Origin of the sequence: Streptomyces sp. LUP47B, assembly GCF_001746295.1 — a bacterium.
GTDB lineage: Bacteria > Actinomycetota > Actinomycetes > Streptomycetales > Streptomycetaceae > Streptomyces.
This window is the reverse complement of the sequence record NZ_MJAH01000010.1, coordinates 1-26,995: the sequence shown is the minus strand read 5'-3', so window position 1 is coordinate 26,995 and position 26,995 is coordinate 1. Positions and strand designations below refer to the sequence as shown.

21 protein-coding genes, 1 pseudogene and 1 riboswitch are annotated in these 26,995 nt (G+C 72.9%); of the genes and pseudogenes, 6 read left to right on the top strand and 16 right to left on the bottom strand.

From position 1 onward, the window contains the following. Nucleotides 1-21 precede the first annotated feature (21 nt). Together BFN33_RS28125 and BFN33_RS28120 are read left to right on the top strand one after the other, a co-directional pair. Nucleotides 22-1,095, top strand: a complete 1,074-nt coding sequence (locus BFN33_RS28125; RefSeq protein ID WP_088245417.1) for a LacI family DNA-binding transcriptional regulator — start codon at nt 22-24, stop codon at nt 1,093-1,095. Then, nucleotides 1,092-2,996: a DUF2264 domain-containing protein gene (locus BFN33_RS28120; RefSeq protein WP_079141047.1), complete on the top strand. Its 1,905-nt coding sequence runs from the start codon at nt 1,092-1,094 to the stop codon at nt 2,994-2,996. Before BFN33_RS28125 ends, BFN33_RS28120 begins: the two co-directional genes overlap by 4 nt. Here the strand turns inward: BFN33_RS28120 and cobC are convergent. Genes cobC through cobM form a run of 6 tightly spaced genes read right to left on the bottom strand, consistent with a single transcriptional unit; the run spans nt 2,944 to nt 9,354 of the window. After that, nucleotides 2,944-4,014: an Rv2231c family pyridoxal phosphate-dependent protein CobC gene (cobC, locus tag BFN33_RS28115; protein WP_069762946.1), complete on the bottom strand. Its 1,071-nt coding sequence runs from the start codon at nt 4,012-4,014 to the stop codon at nt 2,944-2,946. The genes BFN33_RS28120 and cobC overlap by 53 nt on opposite strands. Beyond that, nucleotides 4,004-4,930, bottom strand: a complete 927-nt coding sequence (locus BFN33_RS28110) for a sirohydrochlorin chelatase (RefSeq protein ID WP_069762945.1) — start codon at nt 4,928-4,930, stop codon at nt 4,004-4,006. The genes cobC and BFN33_RS28110 overlap by 11 nt, the downstream gene beginning before the upstream one ends. Further along, nucleotides 4,927-5,517 (bottom strand): precorrin-8X methylmutase, encoded by a 591-nt coding sequence (locus BFN33_RS28105; protein ID WP_069762944.1) that lies wholly within the window; start codon nt 5,515-5,517, stop codon nt 4,927-4,929. Before BFN33_RS28105 ends, BFN33_RS28110 begins: the two co-directional genes overlap by 4 nt. Further along, nucleotides 5,514-7,196: a precorrin-3B C(17)-methyltransferase gene (cobJ, locus tag BFN33_RS28100; RefSeq protein WP_069762943.1), complete on the bottom strand. Its 1,683-nt coding sequence runs from the start codon at nt 7,194-7,196 to the stop codon at nt 5,514-5,516. The genes BFN33_RS28105 and cobJ overlap by 4 nt, the downstream gene beginning before the upstream one ends. After that, nucleotides 7,193-8,536, bottom strand: coding sequence for a bifunctional cobalt-precorrin-7 (C(5))-methyltransferase/cobalt-precorrin-6B (C(15))-methyltransferase (locus tag BFN33_RS28095; RefSeq protein ID WP_069762942.1), 1,344 nt, complete (start codon nt 8,534-8,536; stop codon nt 7,193-7,195). Before BFN33_RS28095 ends, cobJ begins: the two co-directional genes overlap by 4 nt. Next, the gene (gene cobM, locus BFN33_RS28090; RefSeq protein WP_069762941.1) at nt 8,533-9,354 is read right to left on the bottom strand and encodes a precorrin-4 C(11)-methyltransferase; all 822 of its coding nucleotides are present in this window, start codon (nt 9,352-9,354) and stop codon (nt 8,533-8,535) included. The genes BFN33_RS28095 and cobM overlap by 4 nt, the downstream gene beginning before the upstream one ends. A gap of 95 nt (nt 9,355-9,449) precedes the next feature. Between cobM and BFN33_RS28085 the strand changes: the two genes are divergently transcribed. Further along, nucleotides 9,450-10,178, top strand: a complete 729-nt coding sequence (locus tag BFN33_RS28085) for a ZIP family metal transporter (protein ID WP_069762940.1) — start codon at nt 9,450-9,452, stop codon at nt 10,176-10,178. Between the two features lie 32 nt (nt 10,179-10,210). On the opposite strand, the gene cobI is transcribed toward BFN33_RS28085, so the two are convergent. The 10 genes from cobI to BFN33_RS28035 all read right to left on the bottom strand — a co-directional run bounded on the left by cobI (nt 10,211) and on the right by BFN33_RS28035 (nt 23,910). Next, nucleotides 10,211-10,957, bottom strand: coding sequence for a precorrin-2 C(20)-methyltransferase (gene cobI, locus BFN33_RS28080; protein ID WP_069762939.1), 747 nt, complete (start codon nt 10,955-10,957; stop codon nt 10,211-10,213). Then, a complete protein-coding gene (locus BFN33_RS28075) occupies nt 10,942-12,471 on the bottom strand; it encodes a cobyrinate a,c-diamide synthase (RefSeq protein WP_088245410.1) in 1,530 nt (509 codons plus the stop codon). Before BFN33_RS28075 ends, cobI begins: the two co-directional genes overlap by 16 nt. Beyond that, a complete protein-coding gene (cobO, locus tag BFN33_RS28070) occupies nt 12,465-13,064 on the bottom strand; it encodes a cob(I)yrinic acid a,c-diamide adenosyltransferase (RefSeq protein WP_069762938.1) in 600 nt (199 codons plus the stop codon). The genes BFN33_RS28075 and cobO overlap by 7 nt, the downstream gene beginning before the upstream one ends. Beyond that, entirely contained in the window at nt 13,064-15,064 is a 2,001-nt protein-coding gene (locus BFN33_RS28065; protein ID WP_069762937.1) for a putative cobaltochelatase, read from the bottom strand. Before BFN33_RS28065 ends, cobO begins: the two co-directional genes overlap by 1 nt. Next, nucleotides 15,061-18,717: a cobaltochelatase subunit CobN gene (gene cobN / locus BFN33_RS28060; protein WP_069762936.1), complete on the bottom strand. Its 3,657-nt coding sequence runs from the start codon at nt 18,715-18,717 to the stop codon at nt 15,061-15,063. Before cobN ends, BFN33_RS28065 begins: the two co-directional genes overlap by 4 nt. Beyond that, entirely contained in the window at nt 18,714-20,249 is a 1,536-nt protein-coding gene (locus BFN33_RS28055) for a cobyric acid synthase (RefSeq protein ID WP_069762935.1), read from the bottom strand. Before BFN33_RS28055 ends, cobN begins: the two co-directional genes overlap by 4 nt. Next, nucleotides 20,246-21,187, bottom strand: a complete 942-nt coding sequence (locus tag BFN33_RS28050) for a cobalamin biosynthesis protein (protein WP_069762934.1) — start codon at nt 21,185-21,187, stop codon at nt 20,246-20,248. The genes BFN33_RS28055 and BFN33_RS28050 overlap by 4 nt, the downstream gene beginning before the upstream one ends. A gap of 97 nt (nt 21,188-21,284) precedes the next feature. Continuing rightward, nucleotides 21,285-21,428, bottom strand: a riboswitch (cobalamin riboswitch). 129 nt (nt 21,429-21,557) lie between these two features. Continuing rightward, nucleotides 21,558-21,779 carry a hypothetical protein gene (locus tag BFN33_RS28045; protein ID WP_069762933.1) on the bottom strand — a complete coding sequence of 74 codons (222 nt, stop codon included), beginning with the start codon at nt 21,777-21,779 and terminating at the stop codon, nt 21,558-21,560. A 26-nt stretch (nt 21,780-21,805) separates the two neighbouring features. After that, nucleotides 21,806-23,044 (bottom strand): inorganic phosphate transporter, encoded by a 1,239-nt coding sequence (locus tag BFN33_RS28040; protein ID WP_069762932.1) that lies wholly within the window; start codon nt 23,042-23,044, stop codon nt 21,806-21,808. A gap of 110 nt (nt 23,045-23,154) precedes the next feature. Continuing rightward, the gene (locus tag BFN33_RS28035) at nt 23,155-23,910 is read right to left on the bottom strand and encodes a lysozyme (protein ID WP_069762931.1); all 756 of its coding nucleotides are present in this window, start codon (nt 23,908-23,910) and stop codon (nt 23,155-23,157) included. Nucleotides 23,911-24,102: 192 nt separating this feature from the next. Here BFN33_RS28035 and BFN33_RS28030 point away from each other — a divergent pair, with 192 nt between their 5' ends. From BFN33_RS28030 to BFN33_RS53695, 3 genes and pseudogenes are all read left to right on the top strand, one after another. Beyond that, complete coding sequence (locus tag BFN33_RS28030) at nt 24,103-24,801, top strand: class II aldolase/adducin family protein (protein ID WP_069762930.1); 699 nt, start codon at nt 24,103-24,105, stop codon at nt 24,799-24,801. 652 nt (nt 24,802-25,453) lie between these two features. After that, on the top strand, nt 25,454-26,629 hold the full coding sequence (locus BFN33_RS28025; RefSeq protein WP_069762929.1) for an alpha/beta hydrolase: 1,176 nt from the start codon (nt 25,454-25,456) through the stop codon (nt 26,627-26,629). A gap of 157 nt (nt 26,630-26,786) precedes the next feature. Next, nucleotides 26,787-26,995 (top strand): annotated as a pseudogene (locus BFN33_RS53695) (hypothetical protein); the annotation flags it as partial.

The following is a 26,995-nucleotide window of genomic DNA, read 5'->3' as shown; positions in this document are numbered from 1 at the left end:
ACGCGGGGGATGGAGAACGACATGACGGACACGGGGTCCAGGCGGCGGGTCACGATCCGTGAGGTCGCCGAGCGCGCGGGGGTGTCGATGGCGACTGCCTCGCGCGCGCTCAGCGGCAACCATCCGGTGCCGGCCGCGACCCGGGCCCGTGTCCTGCGTGCCGCCCGCGATCTCGACTACGTCGCCAACGCGCATGCCAGGGCGCTGGTCGGCGGCGGCCGCAAGATGGCCGCCGTCGTCGTCCGGCAGGTCACCAGCCCCTTCTACGCCCAGGTCGCCGAGGGAGTGGAGGCCGAGGCCGCCGACCGTGGATGGCTGTGCGTGGTCGGGGCGACCGGCGGGGAACCGCAGCGGGAGATGGAGTTCGTACAGCTCATGCGGGAGGAAGGGGCCCGGCTGGTGATCCTCGTCGGCGGGGTCGTCGAGGACGAGGCGTACCGCTCACGCGTGGCCCACTACGCGCAGGCCCTCGACTCCTCCGGGGCCCGGCTGGTGCTGTGCGGCCGTCCCGCCCCGGACCCCGACATCCCGGCGCTGGTCGTCGAGTTCGACAACGAGGCGGGGGCCCGGGCCATCACCGGGCACCTGCTGTCCGCGGGGCACCGGCGGATCGTCTTTCTCGGCGGGCTGCCCGGGAACACCGCCCTCGACGCCCGCGTCGCGGGATACCGGGCCGCGCTCGCCGAGCACGGGCTGCCCCCGGCTGCCGCGCGGGTCGTCGACTGCGGCCTCGGTCGGGCGGCGGGGTTGCGGGCGATGACCGAACTGCTGAAGGAGACCAGGGAGTTCACGGCGGTGGTCGCCGGGGACGACATGGTCGCGGCGGGGGCGTTGCGTGCCATCGCCGACGCCGGGCTCGGCGTGCCCGCGGACATCTCCGTCGTCGGCTACAACGACATCCCGCTCGCCGAGGACTTCAACCCACCGCTGACGACGGTGCGCACGCCCGCCGAGGAACTCGGCCGCGCCGCCGTCCGCATCGCCCTGCGCGACCCCGAACACGCCGCCGGGAGCCGTCATCTGCTGGGCACCCACATCGTCGTACGCAAAAGCGTCGCCCCACCACCGACCGACGGAGGACTCACCCCCGTATGACCGCGCCGCATGTGTCGCCGACCGACGACCCGACGCACCACCCCGACCTCCCGCCCACCGACCCCCTCCTCTCCCCCCTCACCGGCTGGACCCGGGCCCACTGGGAAGCGGTCGCCGACCGGCTGCTCGACGGGCTGCTGCCCTACGCCACCCCGGGCTTCGCCCAGTACCGGCTGCCCGGCCCGCCCAGCCACTCCGGGGCCTGGTCCGACGGCCTCGAGGGGTTCGCGCGGTCCTTCCTGCTCGCCGCCTTCCGGATCGCCGGGTCGGCGGGGCGGGTCGCCCCCGCGCTCATCGAGCGGTACGCCGCCGGACTCGACGCCGGCACCGATCCGCACCATCCCGAGCACTGGCCGCCGATCGCCGACCGTGCCCAGCCGATGGTGGAGGCGGCCTCGATCGCCCTCGCGCTGCACGAGTCCCGGCCCTGGCTGTGGGACCGGCTCGACGACCGGGTGCGGGGCCGAGTGGCCGAGTGGCTCGGCCGGTTCGTGGGGGCGAGGGCCAACGACTCCAACTGGCGGCTCTTCCAGGTGATCACGGAGGAGTTCCTGGCCTCCGTCGGCGCCCCGCACAGCCGGGCGGAGATCGACGCGGGCCTCGCCCGGCTGGACGACTGGTACCGGGGCGGCGGCTGGTACACCGACGGCGACGGGAAGAAGTTCGACTACTACAACGCCTGGGCGCTGCACCTGTACCCGGTGCTGTGGGCCCGGATCGCGGGACCGCGCGCCGACCCGGGGACCGTGGCCCGGCACCGCGACCGGCTGCGGGAGTTCCTCGGCGTCCACCAGTACTTCTTCGGCTCCGACGGCGCCCCTGTCCACCAGGGCCGCTCCCTCACCTACCGGTTCGCGGCCGCCGCCCCGCTCTGGGCGGGCGCCCTCGCCGACGCCACCCCGCTGCCGCCCGGCGTCACCCGCCGCCTGGCCTCCGGCACCCTCAAGCACTTCACCGAGCGGGGCGCCCCCGACGAACGCGGCCTGCTCACCCTCGGCTGGTACCGGCCGTTCGAGGGAGTGCTCCAGCGCTACTCGGGCCCCGCCTCCCCGTACTGGGCGAGCAAGGCGTTCCTCGGCCTGCTGCTGCCGGCGGACCACCCGGTGTGGACGGCCCCCGAGGAGCCCGGCCCCGTCGACACCACCGACACCGTCCTCGCGCTCCCCGCCCCCGGCTGGCTGATCCACTCGACCGCCTCCGACGGCATCGTCCGCCTCGTCAACCACGGCACCGACCGCCTTCCGCCCCCACCTGCGGCCGACGACGACAGTCCGCACTACGCCAAGCTCGCCTACTCCACCGCCACCGCCCCCGAGACCCCCCTCGGCCCCGACAACCACCTCGCCCTGCTCGCCCCCGACGGCACGCCGTCCCCCCGCGGCCGTATCCACCCGCTGCACTGCGAAGGCCGTACGGCCGCCTCCTGGCATCTCGCACGCGGGCACCGTGTCGAGACGGTGAGCGTGGTGCACGGGCCGTGGGAGGTACGCGTGCACCGCATCCCGGTGGACGACGTCCCGGTGCGGGAAGGGGGCTGGGCCCTCGCCGACGACAGCGGGCCGCCGATCACCGAGTCCGGGCCCGGCTGGGCGCGGGTCCGCCGGGCCGCCGACGGACTGACGAGCGCCGTCGTCGGACTGTACGGCTGGGGCGAGGCCGACGGCACGGTCGTGGCGGCCGAGGACACCAACGCCTGCGGCCGGTACTCGGCGACCCCCGTCCTCGAAGGCACCGGCACGCTTCTGGTCACCCTCGTGGCCCTCGGCGCCGACGTGCCCGTCACGGGCGCGGCCGCCACGCTCACCCCCGGCGGCACTGTGGAGATCCGTTTCCCCGACGGCACCCGCCTCAGTGCTGGGCCAGCGTCACGGCCTGGTCCAGGGCCTGCAGAAAGGAGTTGACCGTCGCCCGGTCCCGCACCGCGAGCCGCAGCCACTCCTCGCCGAGCCCCGGGAACGTGTCCCCGCGCCGCACCGCGAAACCGAGATCGCGCAGATGCCGTCGTACGACAGCCGCCTGCGGCAGGCGTACGAGGACGAAGGGGCCCTGTGCCGGTTCGACCACCCGGAGCCCGTCCGAGGCGAACTCCCGCAGCCCGGCGACGAGATGGGCCCGGTCGGTGGCCACGCGGTGCGCCGCGTGGGCGGCCTCCGCCAGGGCGCGTGGCTCCATGCACGCCAGGGCCGCCGCGAGGGCCGGTGTGGAGACCGGCCACAGCGGCTGGGCGCGCTCCAGGGCGGTGATCGTCTCCGGGTCGGCGAGGACGTAGCCGATCCGGAGCCCGGCCAGGCCCCAGGTCTTCGTCAGGCTGCGCAGGACGACGAGTCCGGGCACGTCCGTCCGCCCGGCCAGCGCCTCGCGCTCGCCCGGCACCGCGTCCAGGAACGCCTCGTCCACCACCAACGTCCGCCCCGGACGGGCCAGTTCGGCGATCGTGCCGGCCGGATGCAGGACCGAGGTGGGGTTGGTCGGATTGCCGACGATCACCAGGTCGGCGTCCTCGGGGACGGCCGCCGGGTCGAGCCGGAAACCGTCCTCCTCCCGCAGCAGCACCCGGTCGACGGTGTGCCCGGCATCCCGCAGCGCCGCCTCCGGCTCGGTGAACTGCGGATGCACCACCACCGGGTGACGGATCGTCAGGCCGCGCGCGAGCAGCACGAACGCCTCGGCGGCCCCCGCCGTCAGCAGCACCCGCTCCACGGGCACCTCGTGCCGGGCCGCCACCGCCGCCCGCGCCGCCCGCCCGTCGGGATAGGCGGCGAGCCCCGTCAGCGATCCGGCGATCCGCTCCCGCAGCCATACCGGGGGAGTGTCCGCGCGGACGTTCACGGCGAGGTCGGTGAGCCGCGCCCCGTCGTCCCGCACCTCGGCGTCGCCGTGGTGCCGCAGGTCGTGCCCGCCGGCTCGGTCAGTGCGCATGGCTGTGGGCGCCGTGGTGGTGGCCGTGGTGATGGTGGCCGTCGTCGTCCGGATGGAAGTGCGGCTGCTGGGGCAGACCCACCTTGTCCTCGAAGCCCGGCAGCGCGATGCGGTACACGCACGAGTCGCAGTTCATCCGAAGATCGCCTTTGACGGCCTCCTCGTAGCGCTCCATCACCAGGTCGAGCAGCTCCGGCTCCGGACCGATGACCTCCGCGGAGCGCACCTCGACCTCCGGATGCGCGGCCGCCCAGCCCTCGGTCTGCTGCTGCACCCGGTCCGGCAGGATCCCGGTGAACAGGAAGTATGGCAGCACGACGATCCTGCGCGCCCCCAGCGCCACACACCGGTCGAGCCCGCTCGGCACGTCCGGCGCGGCCAGCGACACGAACGCGGTCTCCACGCCCGCGTATCCGCGCCCCTCCCACAGCAGCCGGGCCGCCTTGTACACCTCGGCGTTGGCGTCGGGATCCGTGGAACCCCGCCCGACGAGCAGCACGGTCACGTCCGCCCGGTCCATCGGGGTGCGCCCGCCGGTGGCGCCCAGCGCCTCGTCGAGGCGCCGCTCCAGGACGTTCAGCAGCGCCGGGTGCGGGCCCAGTGGACGCCCGTAGGTGTACGAGATCCCGGGGTGCCGCTCCTTCTCGCGGGACAGCGCCGCCGGGATGTCGCCCTTGGCGTGTCCGGCGGACACCAGCATCAGCGGCACGGCGGCGAACCGGCGGACCCCGCGCTCCACCAGCTCGGCCACCGCGTCGCCCAGCGGCGGCGGGGAGAGCTCGATGAAGCCGCCCGCGACGGGCAGTTCGGGGTGGCGGGCCCCCAGCTGCCGGACGAAGTCACGGAACGCCTCGGCTCCGGCCTCGTCCCGGGTGCCGTGACCGGCGATGAGCAGGGCGGGCGGCGGGGTGGTCACGATGTCTCCTCGGAAGGGTGAATGGGGTGGTACAGCAGGGCGTTGAGCGCCGCGGAGGCGACCGCCGAACCGCCCTTCTCGGACACGTTGGACACGGCGGGCAGCCCGCTCTCGCGCAACGCGGCCTTGGACTCGACCGCGCCGACGAAGCCGACGGGCAGCCCGATGACGAGCGCCGGGGCCGCGTCCAGGGTCAGCAACTCCTCCAGCGCGGTGGGGGCGTTGCCGATCACCCAGATCGCCCCGGGGCCGACCTGCTCGTGGGCGAGGCGGATGGCGTGGGCCGAACGGGTCAGCCCGGGCCCCGACTTGGCGTCCCTCAGCCGGCAGACGGTCTCCCGCCGGGTGATGCCGGCCGCGACCATCTCCACGTCCGTGACCACGGGCGCGCCGGAGTGCAACGCGGTGTGCGCCTTCTCCAGGTCGCCCTCGTCCATGACGAGATCGGTGGCGTACCCCAGATCGGCGGCGGAGTGGATGACCCTCTCCACCACCGCCCGGGTCAGCGGCGGGAAGTGGGAGGTGTCCAGGCGGGCGCGCAGCCGCCGGTAGGACTCCACCTCGATCGGGTGGACGACACGGTTCACTTGGCGCCCTCCTGCCAGCGGTAGCCGCGCGGCGTCACCATACGCCCCGCGATGTCGCGGGTCGCCGTGTTGCCCACCGTCACGACCGTCATCATGTCGACCGTGGCCGGGTCGAGAGCGGCCAGGGTCGTCAGCCGGGCGGACTCGTCCGGCCGCGACGCGTTTCGTACGACACCGACCGGCGTGGCCGGCTCCCGGTGCTCGGCGAGGATCGCCAGCGCCTTGGGCAGCTGCCAGTCGCGGCCCCGGGAACGGGGGTTGTAGAAGGTGACCACGATGTCCGCCTCGGCCGCCGCCCGCACCCGCCGCTCGATGACCTCCCACGGCGTGTGCAGGTCGGACAGGCTGATGGACACGTGGTCGTGGCCCAGCGGGGCACCGAGGAGCGCGGCCGCCGCGAGCGCGGCCGTGACCCCCGGCACCCCGATCACGTCGATGTCGTCGGAGGCCTCGGCGAGCGCGGGGGAGGCCATGGCGTACACGCCGGCGTCCCCGCTGCCGATGAGCGCGACCGCCTGGCCCTTGCGGGCCTCTTCGACGGCCGTGCGCGCCCGCTCCTCCTCGGCCCCCAGGCCCGACTCCAGGACCCGGGTGCCGGGCCGCAGCAGATCGCGGATCTGGTCGACGTACTGATCGAGCCCGACGAGCACGGAAGCACGCCGGAGCTCCGCCTTCGCGCGGGGCGTGAGCAGGTCCCGGGCGCCGGGACCGAGCCCGACGACCGCGAGCCGGCCGCGCACGGGACGCCGTACGACCGCACAGGTCGCCATGGCGGGCGTCGCGGCCGATTTCCGCTTGGGGACGAGGAGTTCACCGCCCCGTACGAGGGCCGCGGCCTCCGCGACCGACGGCGTGCCCACGGCGGCCAGGGGCGCGTCCGACGGGTTGGGCACCTCGACGGCGGCCAACTCCTCGGCGGAATGGGTGACCAGGGGCACGCCGAGCCGCTCGGCCGCCGCCACGATCCCCGGCTCCTCGGCCTTGGCGTCCACGGTGGCGAGTTCGGCGATCGACTTCGGGGACAGCCCGGCCTCACGCAAGGAACTGCCGATCAACTCCAGCACCTCTTCGGCGGGCGCGCCCTTGGAGGCGCCGACGCCGACCACGAGCGTGGGCGGACGCAGCACGACCTCCCGCTCGGAGGGCTCGACGAGCCGGTCCGTGACCCGGATGCCGTACGCCCCCTCCGCGGCGACCGGCAGCGGCGGCAGCGGCCAGAGCGACTCGTTGTGCAGGGCGACGGGTTCCCCGTCAAGCAGCGCCCGTGAGACGGCGGCCACCGCGCCCTCCACCGGCAGCCCGAGCGTGTCGAGCCCCGGCACCCCCACCGCGTCGGTCGCCGTCGTCACCACGGGCTCGGCACCCAGCAACTCGCCGATCTCCCGGGCGAGTTCATTGGCGCCGCCGCCGTGTCCGCCGACCAGGGACACGGCGAACCGGCCACCCTCGTCGACACACACCACACCCGGGTCGGCGGCCTTGTCGCGGAGCAGCGGCGCGATCAGCCGTACGACCGCCCCCGTGGCCAGGAAACACACGAGCTGCTCGCACTCCGCGAACGCCCGCCGTACGGCGTCGCCCACGGGCCCGTCGTACACGCGCGTACGGTCCGGCCATGCCGCGGCCAGCCGGTCGCGTGCCGCCGCCCCCGCCGCGGTGGCGGAAATGAGGCCGATCACTGGGCAACTCCTTCATCAGAGACGGGGTTTCTGGCACCCCACAGCAGAAAGACCGGATTGGTCGCCGCGAGCCGGGTCACGTCCCCGGGCAGCGGTGCGAGACGGGACGACTGGAGCAGTACGCCGTCGCAGCCGAACCCGGCGCCGGTGAGTGCCGCGCGTACGGCCGGCACCCGGTCGAGCGCGGCCATGGCGACGACGACGCTGCGCCGGGCCCGCCGCGCGCACACGGCGACGATGTCCGGCAGTTCGCGTCCACCACCGCCCACGAACACGGCGTCCGGGTCGTCGAGTTCCGCGAGCGCGTCCGGCGCGGACCCGTGCACGGTCCGTACGTCGACTCCGTGGGCGGCCGCGTTGGCGCGGATCCGTTCGACGCCGTCGGGTGCCTTCTCGACCGCGACGACGGCCGCACCGAGCCGCGCGCACTCCACGGCCACGGACCCCGAGCCCGCGCCGACGTCCCACACCAGATCCCCGAGCCGAGGCCCGAGCCGCGCCAGCGCCAGCGCCCGCACCTCGAACTTGGTGATCATCGAGTCCCGGTGGGTGAACTCACCCTCGTCCAGGGCCCATTGGGAGGGAGCTGCGGAAGGCCCGGCGACCGTGCGCACGGCACCGAGAGCTCGGGACTCGTCGAGACACAGCACGACACTCACCGCCGTGCCCCAGTCCCGGGCGGCGGCCTCGGCGGGGGTGACCCGCTCGACGCGTTCGTCGTCGCTGCCCAGAGCGGAGGCGACGACGAGAACGCGCTCAAGGGGCGCGGGGCCGTATCGATGTGCGGCTCCGCCGCGGGGCGCGGCCGACCACGAAGCAGCCGCAGTCGCCCGACAGCCGCTCGTGGCACTTCCTGCGGCGCCCGCGTCCCCGGGCAACGCCAACGCGGCTCCCAGCTCGGCGGGGCCCGCCCCCGGCCCCGTCAGCACCGCCACCTTCGGGCGCGCGCGGCACACGTTCACCGCCGTACGCAGATCACGCCCGTGCGCGCTGACCACCACCGCGTCCTCCCACGGCAGTCCGACCCGCGCGAAGGCGGCGGCGACGGAGGAGACTCCGGGCCGCACGTCCAGCGCGGCGGGCCCGAACCGCTCGGCCAGCACCCGCACGATCCCGAAGAACCCGGGGTCGCCGGAGGCCAGCACGACCACCCGCCGTTCCTTGTCCAGGTACTCCGCCATGGTGTCGAGGGCGGGAGCCAGCGGCCCGAGCACGATCCGCTCCGCCGCCTCCGGCAGCCGTACGGCATCCAGGTGCCGCCGCCCGCCCACCACCAGCTCGGCGCCGGCCAGGCACTCCTGGGGCGGCGCCCCCGTCCCCGTACCCACGACCGTGATCACGTGCCGGCACCCCGCGCCGCGCGCAGGGCCCGCCGGGCCTCCGGGTCGGCCTTGCGGTAGCCGTGGAAGTGACCGGGGTGGTAGAGGTGCGACCGGGTGCCCTCGGAGTCCAGCGCCGGGCCGACCAGGAAGAGCGTGTGCTTCCAGAGCTTGTGCTCCTTGACGGTCTGCTCCAGCGTCTCGATCGTGCACCGCACGACCAGCTCCTCCGGCCAGGTCGCCTGGTAGGCGACGACGACCGGCGTAGAGGTCGGATAGCCGCCCTCCAGCAGCTCCCGCACCAGCTGCCCGCTGCGTGCCGCGGACAGGAAGATCGCCATGGTGGTGCCGTGCTTGGCGAACTCCCGCACCTCCTCGCCGGGCGGCATGGGCGTCTTGCCGCCGCCGAGCCGGGTGAGCACGACGGACTGCGCGACCTCGGGGATGGTCAGCTCGCGCCGCGCGAGCGCGGCGACCGCGGAGAACGCCGAGACACCGGGCACGACCTCGGTCTCGATGCCGATCCGCGCACACCGGTCGAGCTGCTCCTGCGTACCGCCCCACAGAGCGGGGTCGCCGGAGTGGATCCGGGCGACCTTCAAGTCCTCGTCGCGCGCCCGCTCGTACACCGCGACGACGTCCTCGAGCGACATGGTCGCCGAGTCGAGGATCTCCGCGTCCTCGCGCGCGTGCTCGAGGACCTCCGCCTGCACCAGGCTCGCGGCCCAGATCACGACGTCGGCCTCGGCGATGGCGCGCGCGGCCCGGAACGTCAGCAGATCGGCGGCGCCGGGGCCGGCACCGACGAAGGTCACCTTGCCGGTGGGGGCATCGGCCATGGGAATCGGTCCTCTCGTTGCAAAAGGTGTCAAGGGTGTCGCCGGTGCGGTGGCCGGATGTGCGCGAACGGGGGCTGATCGGATACGAAGGCCCTATGGCGGTCTTCGTCGCGCTCGGCGCGTTCCTGATGACGCTGGCCGGCGGCTGGACGGCACAGCGGGTGACCGACCGCCGTCATCTGGTCCTCGGACTGGCCGGCGGCCTGATGCTCGGCGTGGTCGGCCTGGACCTGCTGCCGGAGGCGCTGCGCGCGGCCGGCGACGAGGTCTTCGGTGTCCCCGCGGCCCTGCTCCTCTTCGTGGCCGGCTTCCTGCTGGCCCATCTGGTGGAACGTCTGCTGGCCGCCCGTCAGGCGGCGCACGGCGGCGAGGAGAGGGACGGCCGGGTGCCCGAGGTGGGCCTCACGGCAGCGGCCGCGATGGTCGGCCACAGCGCCATGGACGGCGTGGCGATCGGCGCGGCCTTCCAGGTGGGCGGCGGTATGGGTACGGCCGTCGCGCTCGCCGTCGTGGCCCATGACTTCGCGGACGGCTTCAACACGTACACGATCACGAGCCTGTACGGGAACGACCGCCGCAGAGCGCTGGGGATGCTGTTCGCGGACGCGGCGGCCCCGGTGTTGGGCGCCGCGTCGACGTCGTTCGTGACCATCCCGGAAGGTCTGCTCGGTGGCTATCTCGGTCTCTTCGGCGGCGCGCTCCTCTATCTCGCGGCGGCCGAGATCCTCCCCGAGGCCCACCACGAACACCCCGCCCGCTCGACCCTGCTGTGCACCGTCGCGGGGGTGGGTTTCATCTGGCTGGTGGTGGGCCTGGCCGGCTGATCCGGCGGCTCTGGAGGGGCTCGCGGGGGGTGTCACAACTTGCCGCCCCGGGTGCCGTCCCGCCGCGCGGGCGCGATGAGGGTGGAGAGATACGGCAGGGGAGCCCCGTCGAGCTCACCGGCGGGCCGGATGGACTCGGCCTCCATCCCGAGCGCCGATCCCCATACGGCGTCCTCGATCCGCCCGGTCTCCCTGAGCGCCTCGGCCACCTCACCCGCCAGGCGCCCGAACTTGTACGCGACGACGGTCCCGGGCCCGTTGAGCGCATCCTTGAGGACGGCGGACCCGGCGGTGACGGGCACGAGGGTGAGCGGCTCGGTGCCCTCGGTCAGTACGGCCCCGGAGCGCGCGGCGAGATCCTGCATGGCGGTGATCCCGGGCACGGTCTCCACGACGGCGTCGGGCACGAGCTCGCCGATGGTCTGGGCGAGATAGGTGAAGGTGGAGTAGACGTTGGGGTCGCCGATGGTGGCGAAGGCGACGCACGAGTGGGCGGCGAGCAACTCGGCGACCCGCTCCCCGGCCGCGTCCCAGGCGGCCTCGCGCCGGGCGTGATCACTGCGCTCGTTGAGAGCGAAGACGACCCGGACGATCCTCTCCTGGGGCACGTAGTGCAGAACGGTCGCCTCGGCCCGCCCCCTCTCACCCGTGTCCATGACCGGCACGACGACCACGTCGGCGGCGCGCAGGGTGTTGACACCCTTGACGGTCACCAGCTCCGGATCGCCGGGACCGACCCCGACCCCGATCAACCTGCTGCTGCTCATGACGTCCGGCACCTCTCCACGAACCGACGGGCGACACCGGGCTGCGAGGCCCAGTGCGTGTGCAGATAACTCGCGTGCACACCACGCTGTACAAAACCCTCGAGCCGCCGCCGGGGCACCCGCACACCCCACGCGGCCGCGTCCCCGGCCCCCGGCTCCACGACGGTCCGGTGGAACTCGTGCCCCCGCATCCGCGTCCCGGCGACAGCCAGCGAACTGTCGCTGACGGCGACGGCGTCCCGATACCCGAGGGTGAGCCTGTCCTCCATCCGGGCCGAGGCGTCGAGCACCCCGCACATGGGCTGCCCGTCGAGCTCACGGCACAGATAGAGCAGACCGGCACACTCGGCGGCGACGGGAGCGCCGGTCTCTGCGAGGGCTGAAACGGCCTTGCGCAGCGGTTCGTTGGCGGAGAGCTCGGCGGCGTAGACCTCGGGGAAACCGCCGCCGATGACCAACCCGTTTGCCCCGGCAGGCAATTGCTCATCGCGTAGGGGGTCAAAGACGATGACCTCGGCACCGGCGGCGGCGAGCAGCTCGGAGTGCTCGGCGTAGGAGAAGGTGAAGGCAGGCCCGCCGGCGACAGCGACTCGTACCGGTCCGTCGGAAGCCGGGTGCGGCTGAGTGGGGGCTGGTCGCGCAGTTCCCCGCGCCCCTGGGTGGGCGACCTGAGCCAAATCCAGCCCCTCCGGCGTTTGAGGAGCGGGGGTCCAGGGGGCGGAGCCCCCTGGTGGGGGTCCCCCCTCTGGGGGAGGGACGGGTAGGGGCGGCGGGGGCGAGGAAGCCAACACCTCAGCCGCATCCCAAGCCGCACACGACAACGCCCCCGCACCCCGCGCCAGCGCAACCAGCCCATCGAGATCACACCCGGCACGAACCTGCGCCGCCATCGCCGCGACAGCGGACACTGCCGCCCCCCGCCGCTCGGCGACCGGCACCAACCCCAGATGCCGGGACGGCGTGTCCACCTGGGCCACCCGCCGCAGCACCCCGAACACCGGCACCCCGGCCGACTCCAACGCCTCCCGCAACAACGCCTCATGACGGTCGGAGGCGACCTTGTTGAGGATCACGCCCCCCACCCGCACCTCGGGATCCCACGACGCGAACCCGTGCACCAGCGCGGCAACCGACCGGGACTGCGACGAGGCGTCGACGACCAGCACCACGGGCGCCCGCAACAGCTTCGCCACATGAGCCGTGGACGCCAGCTCCCCTTCCCCCGCGGCCCCGTCGAACATCCCCATCACCCCCTCCACGACGGCGATGTCACACCCGCGCGCCCCGTGCAGGAACAGCGGAGCCACCAGCTCCGGACCGCACAGATACGCGTCGAGATTCCGCCCCACCCGCCCGCTCGCGAGCGCGTGATACCCGGGATCGATGTAGTCAGGACCCACCTTGTGCGGAGACACGGCGAGCCCCCGCGCGGCGAACGCGGCCATCAACCCCGTGGCAACGGTGGTCTTGCCGCTGCCGGAGGACGGCGCGGCGATGACCAGCCGAGGGACGGAAGAAGTCACCACTCGATGCCCCTCTGCCCCTTCTGCCCGGCGTCCATGGGGTGCTTCACCTTGGACATGTCGGTCACGAGATCGGCGAAGTCGACCAGCTTCTCGGGCGCGTTGCGGCCGGTGATGACCACGTGCTGGGTCCCGGGCCGATTCCTGAGCACGTCAAGAACCTCATCCGTGTCCACCCACCCCCAGTGCATCGGGTAGGCGAACTCGTCGAGCACGTACAGCTGGTACGTCTCCGCGGCGAGGTCCCGCTTGACCTGCTCCCAGCCCTCCCGGGCCTTCTCCTCATTGTCCATCTGGGCATCGCGCTGCACCCAGGACCAGCCCTCACCCATCTTGTGCCAGTCGACGGACCCGCCCTCCCCGGACGCCCCCAGCACCCGCAGCGCGTTCTCCTCGCCGACCTTCCACTTCGCCGACTTGACGAACTGGAACACCCCGATGGGCCACCCCTGATTCCAGGCCCGCAGGGCAAGCCCGAAAGCGGCGGTCGACTTCCCCTTGCCGATGCCCGTGTGCACCACCACCAACGGCCGGTTACGACGCTGACGAGTCGTCAGTCCGTCCTCCGGCACCACACTCGGCTGTCCCTGAGGCATTACGCGGCCCTCCTCTGTACGTCCTTCACCAGTCCGGCGATCGAGTCGGCCCGCAACTCGTCCAACGTCACCGCGGTACCGTCCAGTTCACCCGCGAGCTGCCCGGCCAGCCCCAGCCGCACCGGCCCGGACTCGCAGTCGACGACGACGGAGGCGACGCCGTCCGCGGCGAACAGCCGGGCCGCCCGCCCCGCGAGCGCGACCGGCTCGGGCCCACCGGTGGCCCGCCCGTCCGTCACCACGACCACCAGTGCGCGCCGCGCGGGATCCCGCAGCCGCTCCACCCGCAGCACCTCGTGCGCCCGCAGCAGCCCGGCCGCGAGCGGGGTACGCCCACCGGTCGGCAAGGTCTCAAGGCGGGCGGCCGCGGCGTCCACCGACGACGTGGGCGGCAGGGCGACCTCCGCCGCCGACCCCCGGAACGTCACCAGACCCACCTTGTCCCGACGCTGATACGCGTCCAGCAGCAGCGACAGCACGGCCCCCTTCACCGCGCTCATCCGCTGCCGCGCCGCCATCGACCCCGAGGCGTCGACGACGAACAGCACGAGATTTCCCTCGCGTCCCTCCCGCGTCGCCTGCCGCAGATCGTCACGCCGGACGACGAGACCACGCCCCGTCCGCCCCCGCGCCCGCTGATGCGGGGCGGCCGCCTGCACGGTGGCCGCCAGGTGTAGCTTCGTCAGGGCTCCCTGGGGCCGCCGGGCGCCGGTCGTCCGCCCGTGCTCGGTCCGCGCACGGGACCGCCGCCCGGCAGCTCCGTCGCCGAGCCCGGGCACGCTGAGCACCTTGGTACGGAAGGGCTCGGAAGCCCGTGCGGCGGACTGCTCCCCGGAACCGGCACCGGACGCCTGCGGCTCGCCGTCGTCGCCCGCCTCCGGCTGCGCACCGGAACCCCCGTCGGCCTGCGGCCCGTCGTCCTGTGGCCCGGACGGCGGCTGCCCGCCACCCCCGCCGGGCCCGTCCGGGTCGGGATCCTCGTCGCCCTCCCCGCTGAACTCCTCCAGCGTCTCGTCGAGCTTGTCCTCGTCAAGACCCGGCGCGTCAAAGGGATTACGGCGTCGGCGGTGCGGCAGCGCGAGGAGCGCGGCCTGCCGCACGTCCTCCGCGAGCACATCGGTCCGCCCGGCCCACGCCGCCAGCGCGGTCGCGGTGCGCGCCATCACGATGTCGGCCCGCATGCCGTCCACCTCGAACGCGGCACAGGTCGCCGCGATCTGCCTGAGCGCCCCGTCGCCCAGCCGCACCGACGGCAGCAACTCCCTTGCGCCGACGATCCGTTGCCGTACGGCACGCTCCTCGTCCGCCCAACGCGCCGCGAACCCGGCCGGATCGTCGTCGTAGGCGAGCCGCCGCCGCACGACCTCCACCCGCTGGTCCGGCTCCCGCGAGGCCGCGACCTCGACGGTCAGCCCGAACCGGTCGAGCAACTGCGGCCGCAGCTCGCCCTCCTCGGGGTTCATGGTGCCGACGAGCAGGAACTTCGAGGCGTGCCGTACCGAGACGCCCTCCCGCTCGACGTACGACGCCCCCATCGCGGCGGCGTCGAGCAGCAGGTCGACCAGGTGATCGTGGAGGAGGTTGACCTCGTCGACGTAGAGGATCCCGCGGTGCGCGTCGGCGAGGAGTCCCGGCTCGAAGGCCTTCACTCCCTCCGCGAGCGCCCGCTCGATGTCGAGGGCGCCGACGAGCCGGTCCTCGGAGGCGCCGACGGGGAGTTCGACCATGCGGGAGGGGCGCGTGCCGCCGTTGCCCGCCTCGTGCGGACCGTCCGGGCAGGACGGGTCCGGGGCGGCGGGGTCACAGGAGAAACGGCAGCCGGGGACGACCGCGACCTCGGGCAACAGTGCCGAAAGGGCGCGCACCGCAGTCGACTTGGCGGTGCCCTTCTCGCCGCGCACCAGCACACCGCCGACCGCCGGCGACACGGCGTTCAGCAGCAGCGCGAGCCGCAGGTCCTCCTGGCCGACGACGGCCGTGAACGGAAACGGGGTACTCACTTGTCGTCACCCTCCAAGTCGCCCTCGAGCTCCAGGTACGTGGCCCGCAGCCGCTCCAGCGTGTCCGCGTCCGGCTCGGCCCACAGTCCACGGTCGGCGGCCTCCAGGAGCCGCTCCGTGATGCCCCGCAGGGCCCAGGGGTTGGACTTCTTCATGAAGTCCCGGTTCTCCGCATCGAAGACGTACTCCGCGCTGAGCTTCTCGTACATCCAGTCGTCGACCACGCCGGCCGTGGCGTCGTAGCCGAAGAGGTAGTCGACGGTCGCCGCCATCTCGAAGGCGCCCTTGTAGCCGTGCCGGCGCATGGCCGCCATCCAGCGCGGGTTGACGACCCGGGCCCGGAAGACCCGGTGGGTCTCCTCGCCGAGCGTCCGCGTCCGCACCTGGTCCGGGGTGGCCGAATCGCCCACGTACGCCTCGGGGTTGGCGCCCGTGAGGTGGCGCACCATGGCGACCATGCCGCCGTGGTACTGGAAGTAGTCGTCGGCGTCGACCAGGTCGTGCTCGCGGGTGTCGACGTTCTTCGCGGCGACGTTGATCCGCTTGAACGCCGTCTCCATGTCCCCGCGCGCCGCCCGGCCGTCCAGCCCGCGCCCGTAGGCGTAGCCGCCCCACACCGCGTACACCTCGGCGAGGTCGGCGTCCGAGCGCCAGTTGCGGGCGTCGATCAGCGGCAGCAGACCGGCACCGTACGCCCCCGGCTTGGACCCGAAGATCCGGGCGGTCGCGCGTCGCCGGTCACCGTGCTCGACGGTGTCCTCGTCGGCGTGCGCCTTCACGAAGTTCCCGTCGGCCGGCTCGTCCAGCTCGGCGACCGCGCGGACGGCGTCGTCGATCAGGCCGACGACGTGCGGGAACGCGTCCCGGAAGAAGCCGGAGATACGGACCGTGACGTCGATGCGGGGACGGCCGAGCTCGGTCAGGGGAACGACCTCGAAGCCGGTGACCCGCCGCGAGGCGTCGTCCCACACCGGACGGCAGCCCAGCAGCGCGAGGATCTCGGCGATGTCGTCGCCCTGCGTACGCATCGCGGACGTACCCCAGACCGTGAGCCCCACGGACTTCGGGTACTCGCCGGTGTCGGCCAGGTACCGCTGCACGAGCGAGTCGGCGAGCGACTGCCCGACCTCCCAACTCAGCCTGGACGGAATGGCCTTGGGGTCTACGGAGTAGAAGTTCCGGCCGGTCGGCAGCACGTTGACGAGTCCGCGGGTGGGCGAACCGGAAGGCCCCGCCGGGACGTAACCCCCGTCCAGGGCCTTGAGGATGTGCCCGATCTCGTCCGTCGTACGGGCCAGCCGGGGCACGACCTCGGTGCAGGCGAACTCCAGCACCGCGACGGCCTCGGGGAGTTCGGCGCCGAGGACGTCACGCACGAGAGCGGGAACGGCCGTCACGTCCCAGGCCACGGCCTCCATGCCCTCCGCGACCCGCCGGCACAGCTGCTCCAGCAGATCGATCGCGTCGGCGGCGCTGCGCGCAGGACCGTCGACCAGGTCGGAGAGCTCGACCGGGACCTTCACCGGCGTACCGGGCTCGGCCAGCAACTCCTTCTCGACCAGCCCGAAATGCTCCGCCAACGAAGCACGCAGCCCCGGCAGGGCGTTCGCCTGTCCGCCCCACACCTGCGAGGCGCGCAGCACGGCGAGCACGAGGTTGACCCGGGCCTCGTCGACGGGACCGCCGCCGAGGATGTGCAGCCCGTCCCGGATCTGCACGTCCTTGATCTCGCACAGATAGCCGTCGATGTGCATGACGAACTCGTCGAACGCCGCGTCGTCCGGCTGCTCGTCCACATGCAGGTCGTGGTGGAGCTCGGCCGCCTTGACCAGCGTCCAGATCTGGGCGCGCACGGCCGGGGCCTTGGTCGGGTCCAGGTCGGAGACGAGCGCGTACTCGTCCAGGAGCTGCTCCAGCTTGGCCAGGTCGCCGTAGGTGTCGGCCCGCGCCATCGGCGGCACGAGGTGGTCGACCACGGTGGCGTGTCCGCGCCGCTTGGCCTGGGTGCCCTCGCCGGGGTCGTTGACGATGAAGGGGTAGATCAGCGGCAGTTCACCGAGCACGGCATCGGGCGCACAACCCCCGCTGAGGCCGAGGCCCTTGCCCGGCAGCCACTCCATCGTGCCGTGCTTGCCCATGTGGACGATCGCGTCGGCGCCGAAAGAGTTCTCGAGCCACCGGTACGCGGCCATGTAGTGGTGGGACGGCGGCATGTCCGGGTCGTGGTAGATCGCGATCGGGTTCTCCCCGAAGCCGCGCGGCGGCTGGATCATCACGACGACGTTCCCGAACTGGAGCGAGGCCAGCACGATGTCGTCCCCGTCGACGTACAGCGAGCCCGGCGGCTCACCCCACGCGTCCACCATGGCCTGACGAAGCCCCGGCTCCAGCTGGTCGAACCAGGCCCGGTAGTCGGCGAGCGGCACCCGCGCGGGAGCCGACGCCAGCTGGTCCTCGGTCAGCCACTCGACGTCGTGTCCGCCGGCCTCGATCAGCCGGTGGATGAGCTCGTCGCCGTTGTCGGGGTACCCCTCGGCGACGTACCCGGCGTCCCTGAGCGCGTCCAGCACCCGCACCGCCGAGGCGGGCGTGTCCAGGCCCACCGCGTTCCCGACCCGTGAGTGCTTGGTCGGATAGGCGGTGAAGATCAGCGCGAGCTTCTTCTCGGCGTTCGGCTTGTGCCTCAACTCCGCGTGCCGTACGGCGATCCCGGCGACCCGCGCGGCCCGCTCGGGGTCCGCCACGTACACCGGGACATCGTCGGGCCCCTGCTCCTTGAAGGAGAACGGCACAGTGATGAGCCGTCCGTCGAACTCCGGGATCGCGACCTGCATGGCCGCGTCCATGGGGGACAGGGCGGCGTCCGACTCCTCCCACGCGGCCCTGGACGACGTGAGGCAGAGCCCTTGCAGCACCGGCACGTCGAGGTCGGCCAGGGCCCCGATGTCCCACGCCTCCTCGTCACCGCCCGCCGAGGCCTGCGAGGCGTGGGTGCCGCCGGCGGCGAGGACGGTGGCGACGAGGGAGTCGGCGCGGGCGAGGAGCTCGTAGAGCCCGGCGTCGGCACCGCGAAGTGAACCGCAGTACACGGGAAGGGCATTGGCGCCCCGTGCCTCGATCGCCTCGCACAGGGTGTCCACGAAGGCGGTGTTGCCGCTGAGTTCATGGGCCCGGTAGAAGAGCACACCGACGGTCGGGCGGCCGTTGTCCGGCGCGAGCGAGCCATGGACGCCGTACTCCGGCATCTTCCGCGGCTCGGCGAACCCCTCGCCGGTCAGCAGCACGGTGTCGGACAGGAACCGGGCGAGTTCCTCCAGGTTCGCGGGCCCGCCCTCGACGAGGTACCTGAGCGCCTCGGCCACGACACCGGCCGGGACGGACGACTCGGCCATCAACTCGGCGTCCGGCACCGTCTCTCCGCCGAGCAGCACGGTCGGGACGCCGGAAGCCTTCAGCGCGGCGAGCCCGTCCTCCCAGGCCCGCTTGCCGCCGAGCAGACGTACGACGGCGATGTCCGCGCCCTCGATCAGCGCCGGCAGCTCCTGCGCGACCTCGACCCGGGTCGGATTCCCGATCCGATACGAGGCACCCGTGGCGGCCCGGGCCGCCAGCAGATCCGTGTCGGCGGTGGACAACAACAACACTGTGCTCATGCGGGCGCTCCCGGTGGAATGAAAGGCAGTCCTTGCGGCGCACCGGACTCGATGAGCCGCCACAGCGCGTCCGTGTCCGCGTGCTGTTCGATCAGGTCGCCGAGCCGGTCGAGCTGCTCCTCGCGCAGCGCGGCGAACGAGGTGTCGGGGGCCGGCACGAACCGGCGGCCCGCGGCGGCCGCCACCTCCCGCAGGAAGGCCCGCCGGAACCCGTCCGACTCCAGCGAGCCGTGCCAGTGGGTCCCCCAGGTCTGGCCGACGCGGCAGCCGTCCAGGCTGTGTCCCTTGTCATCAGAGAGGAACGCTTGGCCCCCGTGGATGTCGGCGACCCCGTGATGGATCTCGTACCCCGCGACGTGCTCGCCGAGGGCTTCGCCCTCCGGCCGGGTCAGGGTCTTCTCCCGCGCGAACCGCACCCGCACGGGAAGGACTCCGAGCCCCTCGACATGTCCCTGCCGGCTCTCGACCTCGTCCTCGATGTGCTCGCCGAGGATCTGGAAGCCACCGCAGACGCCGAGGATCGGACGGCCTTCCGCGGCCCTTCTGACCAGTGCGTCGGCCAGTCCGCGCTGCCGCAGCCACTCAAGCGCCCGTACGGTCCCACGGGTTCCCGGGATCACGACGAGGTCGGCGTCCGCCAGCTCCTCCGCCCGGTCCACGAACCGCACCACCACGCCGGGTTCGGCGGCCAGGGCGTCGACGTCGGTGAAGTTGGACATCAGGGGGATCGCGCAGACGGCGACCCGCAGCACGTCCTCGCCCACCGGAGGGCTCACCGCGGACTCCCGGACGGTCCCCCGCAGGGACACCCTCAGCCCGTCCTCCTCGTCGATCCCGAGGCCGTGCCGGAAGGGCAGAACGCCGTACGTGGACCGCCCGGTGAGCCCCTGGAGCATGTCGAGCCCGGGTTCGAGCAGCGAGACGTCCCCCCGGAACTTGTTGACGAGGAACCCCGCGACGAGCGCCTGGTCCTCGGGGGAGAGCAGCGCGACGGTCCCGAAGAAGGAGGCGAAGACGCCCCCGCGGTCGATGTCGCCCACGACAAGGACGGGCAGCCCGGCGTTCCGGGCGATCCCCATGTTGACGATGTCGGTACGCCGCAGGTTGATCTCGGCCGGGCTGCCGGCCCCCTCACAGATCACCGCGTCATACGTGCCCCGCAACTCGCCGAGACAGTCGAGCACGGTCCCGAGAAGCTGCTGCTGCCGCCCGCCGTGATAACCGCGTGCGCTCAACTCCCCGACGGGCTTCCCGAGCAGCACGACCTGACTGCTCTGCTCACCACCGGGCTTGAGCAGCACGGGATTCATGAGCGCGGTGGGCTCGACGCGGCAGGCCTGAGCCTGCATGGCCTGGGCCCGCCCGATCTCCGCGCCCTCCCTCGTCACGAACGAGTTGAGAGACATGTTCTGCGCCTTGAACGGCGCGACCTTCACCCCCTGCCGCACCAGCCACCGGCAGATCCCGGCGGTGACGACACTCTTGCCGGCGTCCGAGGTGGTTCCGGCGACGAGAAGACCCCCGCCACTCATGCCGTACGCCCCTTCACGAAGGCCCGCGCGGCGACACCGACGCCGAGCGCGAGCAGCCCGACGCGCCGTGACAGCCGTACGGCGCGCTCGATGTCGTACGTGGCGACGGCGCGCCCTCGCCGATGCAGCACCGGACGGTGCTCGACCCGCCCCGCGTACGAGAGGGTCCCCCCGAGCCGGACCCCCAGCGCCCCCGCGAACGAGGCTTCGACGGGACCGGCGTTGGGACTCGGATGCTTCGGTGCGTCCTCCCGCCAGGCCCGCACGGCACCCCGCGGGCTGTCACCGGCCAGGGCGGCGAGTACGGCGGTCAGCCGCGCCCCCGGCCACCCGGCGAGGTCGTCCAGCCGGGCCGAAGCCCACCCGAAGCGGCGGTAGGTGACCGACCGGTGCCCCACCATGGCGTCGAGCGTGTTCACGGCCCGGAACCCGAGCAGCCCCGGCACCCCGGCGACGGCCCCCCACACGAGCGCCCCCACGACGGCGTCGGAGGTGTTCTCGGCGACGGACTCCACAACGGCCCGCGCGATCCCGTCGGCGTCGAGTGCCTGGGGATCGCGCCCACACAGATGCGGCAGCCGCTCCCGGGCCGCCTCGACGTCCCCGGCCTCCAGCGCCCGCCCGATGACCTTGGCCTCCCGCACGAGTGAAGTCCCGCCCACGACGGCCCAGGTGGCGGCGGCGGTGAGTGCGACGGAAGCGGTACGGGACGGACGTACGACGTTCTCCGCCACGGCACCGAGCCCCACCGCACCGCCCACACACACGGCGGTGTGCAGCGTGCCCCAGCCCCGGTGGTCCCGCCACAACACCCGCTCCACGGCGCCCGCGGCCCGTCCGAACGCGGCGACCGGATGCCCCCGACGGGGGTCACCGAGCAGAAGGTCACCGATCAGACCGGCGGCGGCGCCGTACGCGAAGACGCGATCGGCACGCACCGGCTCAGCCGATCGCGGGGTCGTTCAAGTGCCTGGAACTGCGGGTGGATCGGCAGGCGAGCATCGCGTCATGTCCTCACTCAGGGTGTCCACGCCCTGGTTCGACGAGTCCGGCGGCGAGAGTTCCTGGCTCCCGGGGCTACCTACCCCGGTGACAGTGGCGGGACCGCGCCGGATTCGCACCGGCTTCCTCTTCTGCCGCCGTATATGGCTCCGGCAGTCCACCATGGCCCTTCGAGAGCCGTCAACTTGCTGCTGACCTGCGGCGGGGGAGTGTGCAGAACCCCACATCGCCGGTCACGCAAGGACGGCCGGGTGGGCACGGAACTCGCAGTTCCGTGCCCACCCGGCCGTCGAGTGACGAGTGCCGTCAGGCCACGATCAGAGAAATGCCGTACGCCACCGCCGCCGCGCACGCCGCGAAGCAGGCGTAGGCGCCGGTGACCGCGAGGGCGGCCGAGTCGCCCTGGGCGGTGGCCCGTTCCTGGCGGGACAGGCCCATGATGCCGAGGGTGAACAGGGCCACGAGGCCCACGGTGACGACGAGGCTGACGCCGAAGACGGAGCCGAGTGCTTCCCAGTCGATCTTCATGGTGAGGCTTCCTTAGTACTGCGGGCTCAGACGGCGGCCGGCGGGGCTGCCGGTTCCGTCGTGGCGGGCGGGGCCGGGACCGTGGCGGTGAGGGTCTCGGTCACCGTGCCCGCGGGCGGCGGGGTCACGGCGGCGATCGCCGTGGTCACCACGCCGGCCGGCTCGTCGGTGTGGTTGACGTTGGACGCGTCGACGACCTCGCGCCGCGAGATCTTCCAGATCGCCGCGCTGGAGGCGACGAGGAAGACCGCCACGACCGCCGTACCCCAGTCGCCGAGATCGGTGACCGACTCGGCAAGGGCGCCCACCAGGGCCGCCGCCGGGAGCGTCAGGCCCCAGGCGACGAACATGCGGGTGGCCGTGGACCAGCGGACGACGCCGCCCTTGCGGCCGAGGCCGGCGCCCATCACCGAACCGGAGACGGAGTGCGTGGTGGAGAGGGAGAAGCCGAGGTGGGACGAGGCCAGGATGACGGTGGCCGCGCTGGTCTGGGCGGCGAAGCCCTGCTGCGGCTGGAGGTCGGTCAGGCCCTTGCCCATGGTGCGGATGATGCGCCAGCCGCCGAGATAGGTGCCGAGCGCGATGGCGAGGCCCGCCGAGAGGATGACCCAGGTGGGCGGGTCGGAGTCGGGCGCGACGACACCGCCGGCGACCAGGGCGAGGGTGATGATGCCCATCGTCTTCTGCGCGTCGTTGGTGCCGTGGGCCAGCGAGACCAGGCCGGCCGAGGCGATCTGGCCGGTGCGGTAGCCCTTCGCGGCGGCCTTGCCGTCGGCCTTCTTGCCCAGCGTGTAGGAGAGCCGGGTGGCCAGCATGGCGGCGACGCCCGCGACGATCGGCGCGGCGATCGCCGGGATCAGGACCTTGGTGACGAGCGCGTCACCGTGGACCGCGCCCGTGCCCGCCGAGGCGATGGTGGCGCCGATCAGACCGCCCATGAGGGCGTGCGAGGAACTGGAGGGCAGGCCCACCAGCCAGGTCAGCAGGTTCCAGAGGATCGCGCCGACGAGGGCGGCGAAGATGACCTCGGGACGGATGCCGGTCTCGTCGACGAGACCCTTGGAGATCGTGTTGGCGACCTCCACCGAGAGGAAGGCGCCCACAAGGTTCAGCACGGCGGACATGGCCACCGCGACCTTGGGCTTGAGCGCACCGGTCGAGATGGTGGTGGCCATCGCGTTGGCGGTGTCGTGAAAACCGTTCGTGAAATCGAACGCGAGTGCGGTTACCACCACAATCGCGAGGATCAGCGAGAAGTTTTCCATTTACCCAGGCAATCGTTCGAGGTCATTGGCCCGTTGAACGTAGGTAACCTGGATGAACGGAAGATGAACTGAGGCGGGCCGCACGGTGACCGAAACCTTGCGGCTCACGGCTATGACCCCATCGCGAACCGCCTCAGCTGATTCGCCGACCCGTTGAAGAGATTCTGGTCACCCGGCAGGCTGCCGCTGTTGTCGTACTGCCAGATCGTCCAGTACGACCATCCGATGGGCAGCGCTCCCGCGTCCGCCGAGTGGTAGCGGGCCACCCACAGCGCGTGGTCGGAGGCGAAGGCCCCGCTGCCGCCCGTGCACCTGTTCCACCAGTGAGCGGTCGTGTAGATCACCGGACGGCGCCCGGTGAGCCGTTTCACCTCATCGCTGAACGACTTGATCCAGCCGACCAGCTGCGCCTTGGTCATGCGGTAGCACTTGTGCTTCCTGTCGTACGGGTTGTACTCGATGTCCAGCGCGGGCGGCAGGGTCCAGCCGTCCGCGGACCAGGCGCCGCCGTTGCGTACGAAGTACGCGGCCTGCGTCCTGCCCGACGACTTGTCCGGCAGCGCGAAGTGGTACGCCCCGCGGATGATGCCAGCGTCGCGCGCGCCGTCGTACTGCTGACCGAAGTGCGGATTGCGGTAGTCGGTGGCCTCGGTCGCCTTGACGTAGACGAACCTGGCGCCCTTGGCCCTGGCCTTCTGCCAGTCGACGTTCTTCTGGTGCGAAGAGACATCGTGCCCCTTGGGCGGGCCCGCCGCCGACGCAGATGTCCCGGTCAGCGCCGTGCCCCCCACGGCGAGCATGGCCACGGACACGAATACGGCCAGGGCGCGAACTCGATGACGGGCAGGCTTGCGATCACGGGCCATGTGTCCCCCCGGAATGGCGTCGTGCACGACAAAGCCCAGAGATTACTGGAAGATAATCGAATTACAGGCGATCTCCGGCCAAGACACGAGAGAAGGGCGCGTATCCGCATTTGCGCCCTTTCGGAGCTCGGATGCGCGCCCTACAGTGCCCGGCCCGAGGCGATCCGGTGCCTGGGCTGGCAGGATCGCGGCATGACTGAGGAACGACGGGATCCACGGGACGTACGGGGTGTCGGAGCCGAGGAGGCGGACGCCTGGGAGGAGTTGGTCGACACCGCCCGCCGGACCGTCTCCGACGGACTGGTCGTGGGAACCTCCGGCAACGTCTCGGTCCGCGTCGCGGACACGGTCCTGGTCACGCCCTCGGGCGTCCCCTACGACCGCCTCACGCCGGACGACGTGACGGGCGTCGACCTCGACGGCCGGCAGGTCCTCGGCAGCCTGGTCCCGACGAGCGAACTCCCCATGCACCTCGCCGTCTACCGCAGCACCGACGCCCGCGCGGTCGTCCACACCCACGCGGTGCACGCCACGGCCGTCTCGACACTGGTGCCCGAGCTCCCCGCGATCCACTACATGACCGGCGCACTCGGCGGCACCGTCCGGGTCGCCCCCTATGCCACCTACGGCACCGACGAGTTGGCCGAGAACATGCTCCACGCCCTCGCCGACCGCTCCGCCTGCCTCCTCCAGAACCACGGCACGATCGCCTACGGCAGCACCCTCTCCCAGGCCTACGACCGCACAGCCCAACTGGAATGGATGTGCCACCTGTGGCTCACGGCCCGCGCGGTACCGGGCCTGACCCCGAACCTCCTGACGCAGGAACAACTGACGGAGGCGGGCGAGCGCTTGCGCGGATACGGCCAGCGGGGACTGCGCCGGGCTTGAGCGGGGCGCCTCATGGGGGTGCCGGTTGAGGTTGCCGGGCGACTGCGGCCCGGTGGGGGCTGGTCGCGCAGTTCCCCGCGCCCCTAAGGAGTTGCACTCACCCGCGCCAGGACGGACCGTCGACCACCTCGCGCGCCACGACGGGCCGTTGGCCGCACCGCGCGCCACGACAAACCGCTCACCGCACCGCGCACCACGACGGACCGTTCGCCGTACCGTGGGCCACGACGGGCCGGTAGCCGCGTACGGCGCGAAGGGGCCGGGGTGGGGGGTGTCCGCCCGCAGCGGCCGGCGTCCGTTACCGAGCACTGCTCAAGGAACCGAGCCGCCGGACCGAGGACGGACACCCCCCACCCCGGCCCCGACCCACAACACACCCGCACGCGCTACAAAGGCCCCCACCGGACAGAAACAGGCCGCCGCAGGCACACAGGGGCGCGGGGAACTGCGCAAAAACGCCCGCACCCGCACCCGCACCCGCACCCGCACCCGCACCCGCACCCGCACCCGCACCCGCACCCGCACCCGCACCCGCACCCGCACCCGCACCCGCACCCGCACCCGCACCCGAACCCGCACCCGAACCCGCACAAGCCGCCGCAGGCACCCCGCCCACTGGCCGTCAACCGAGTCCGACAGGACACTGAAAGGCGTGCGTACTGTCAAAGCGACGGCCGCAGCCGTCACCGCAGCCCTGGCCGCCGGCACGGCCGGAATCATCGCCGGGAGGATCGCCAGCGACGCCGGACTGAAGGCGTCGCCGGGCCGCCCGCTGCCCGGCGAACCCCGGCTCACCGTTCACTCCACCGCCGCCGGCCGCATCACCCTCACCCGCGACCTCGCCGCCCTCCGCCCCGGCACCTACGGCCTCGCAGGCGACGCCTCCCACGCCGTCGTGGGCCCCGTCCTCGCCGCGGAACCGCACTCCGCCGACACCGTCGTCCGCCGCCTGGAACGCGTCACCCACGGCACCCTGGAACCCGGCGACAAGGTCTGGCTCACCCCGAACACGTACGTCGGCAACCCGAAGTCGGTCCTCGGCCTCGACCACACCGACGTCGAGATCCCGGGCGAACTCGGCACCCTGCCCGCCTGGTTCGTCCCCGGCACACGCGACACCTGGGTCATCGCCGTCCACGGCCTCGGCACGACCCGCGAACACGCCATGAACCTCATGGAGTTCCTGCATCGCCTCGGCTTCCCGGTCCTCGCCCCCACCCACCGCGGCGACGCCGGCGCCCCCCGCCCGCCCGACGGCCTGAACCACTTCGGCGACACCGAGTGGCGCGACCTGGACGCGGCCATGGCCTTCGCCGTCGGCCACGGCGCCCGCCGACTCGTCCTGCACGGCTGGTCCACCGGCGCCACGATGGCCCTGCGCGCCGCCGCCCACTCGGACCTGCGCGACCGCGTCAGGGGGCTGGTCCTCGACTCCCCGGTCCTCAGCTGGGAGCGGACCCTGCGCGCCCTCGCCGCGGCCCGCCACACCCCCGGCGTCCTCCTGCCCCTCGCGGTGCGCGCGGCACAGGGCCGCACCGGACTGCCCAGCGACCACTTCGGCCTGTACGCGGACCGCACCGTGCCCTACGCCGACCACGAGAACCGGACCGACGACATGGGCCCCGACCGGCCCCCGCCGCCGACCCTGATCTTCCACGGCCCGGACGACACGATCGCTCCCTGGGACCTCTCCCGCCGTCTCGCCGGCACCCACCCCGACCGGATCGCCCTCCACACGGTCCGTCAAGCCCCGCACGCGGCGATGTGGAACGCCGACCCGAGCGGCTACGAAGAAGCACTGCGCCGTTTCCTCACCCCCCTGATGTGACCTGCGTGCGCCCCGGTCCCACAGGTTCCGTTTAAGCCCGTACTACTGGCCTGATCTCGGCGTATGCCCCTCCGTGCGGCCCCCGTGTCGACCCGCCCCGTCGTGCGCGGTGGCATTCCGTTTGGGTTTTCGGACCGTCAACCGGAAGACTGCACCCGTGACGTCCCGTATCCCGCGCGACTCCAGGCTTCGACTCGTCCGCCCGCGACCCCTGGCCGCCGCCCCCTCAGCCGTGAACCAACGGCGCCCGCGCCGCCCCGCGCCCCGCCCGCCGGAAGGCACACCGGCCCCCGCGGAACTGGCCAGAATGGCGCGCTCCGGTCTCGCCGACGCGGCCCGCGTCGCGCGCTGGGCCGACGGCGCCCT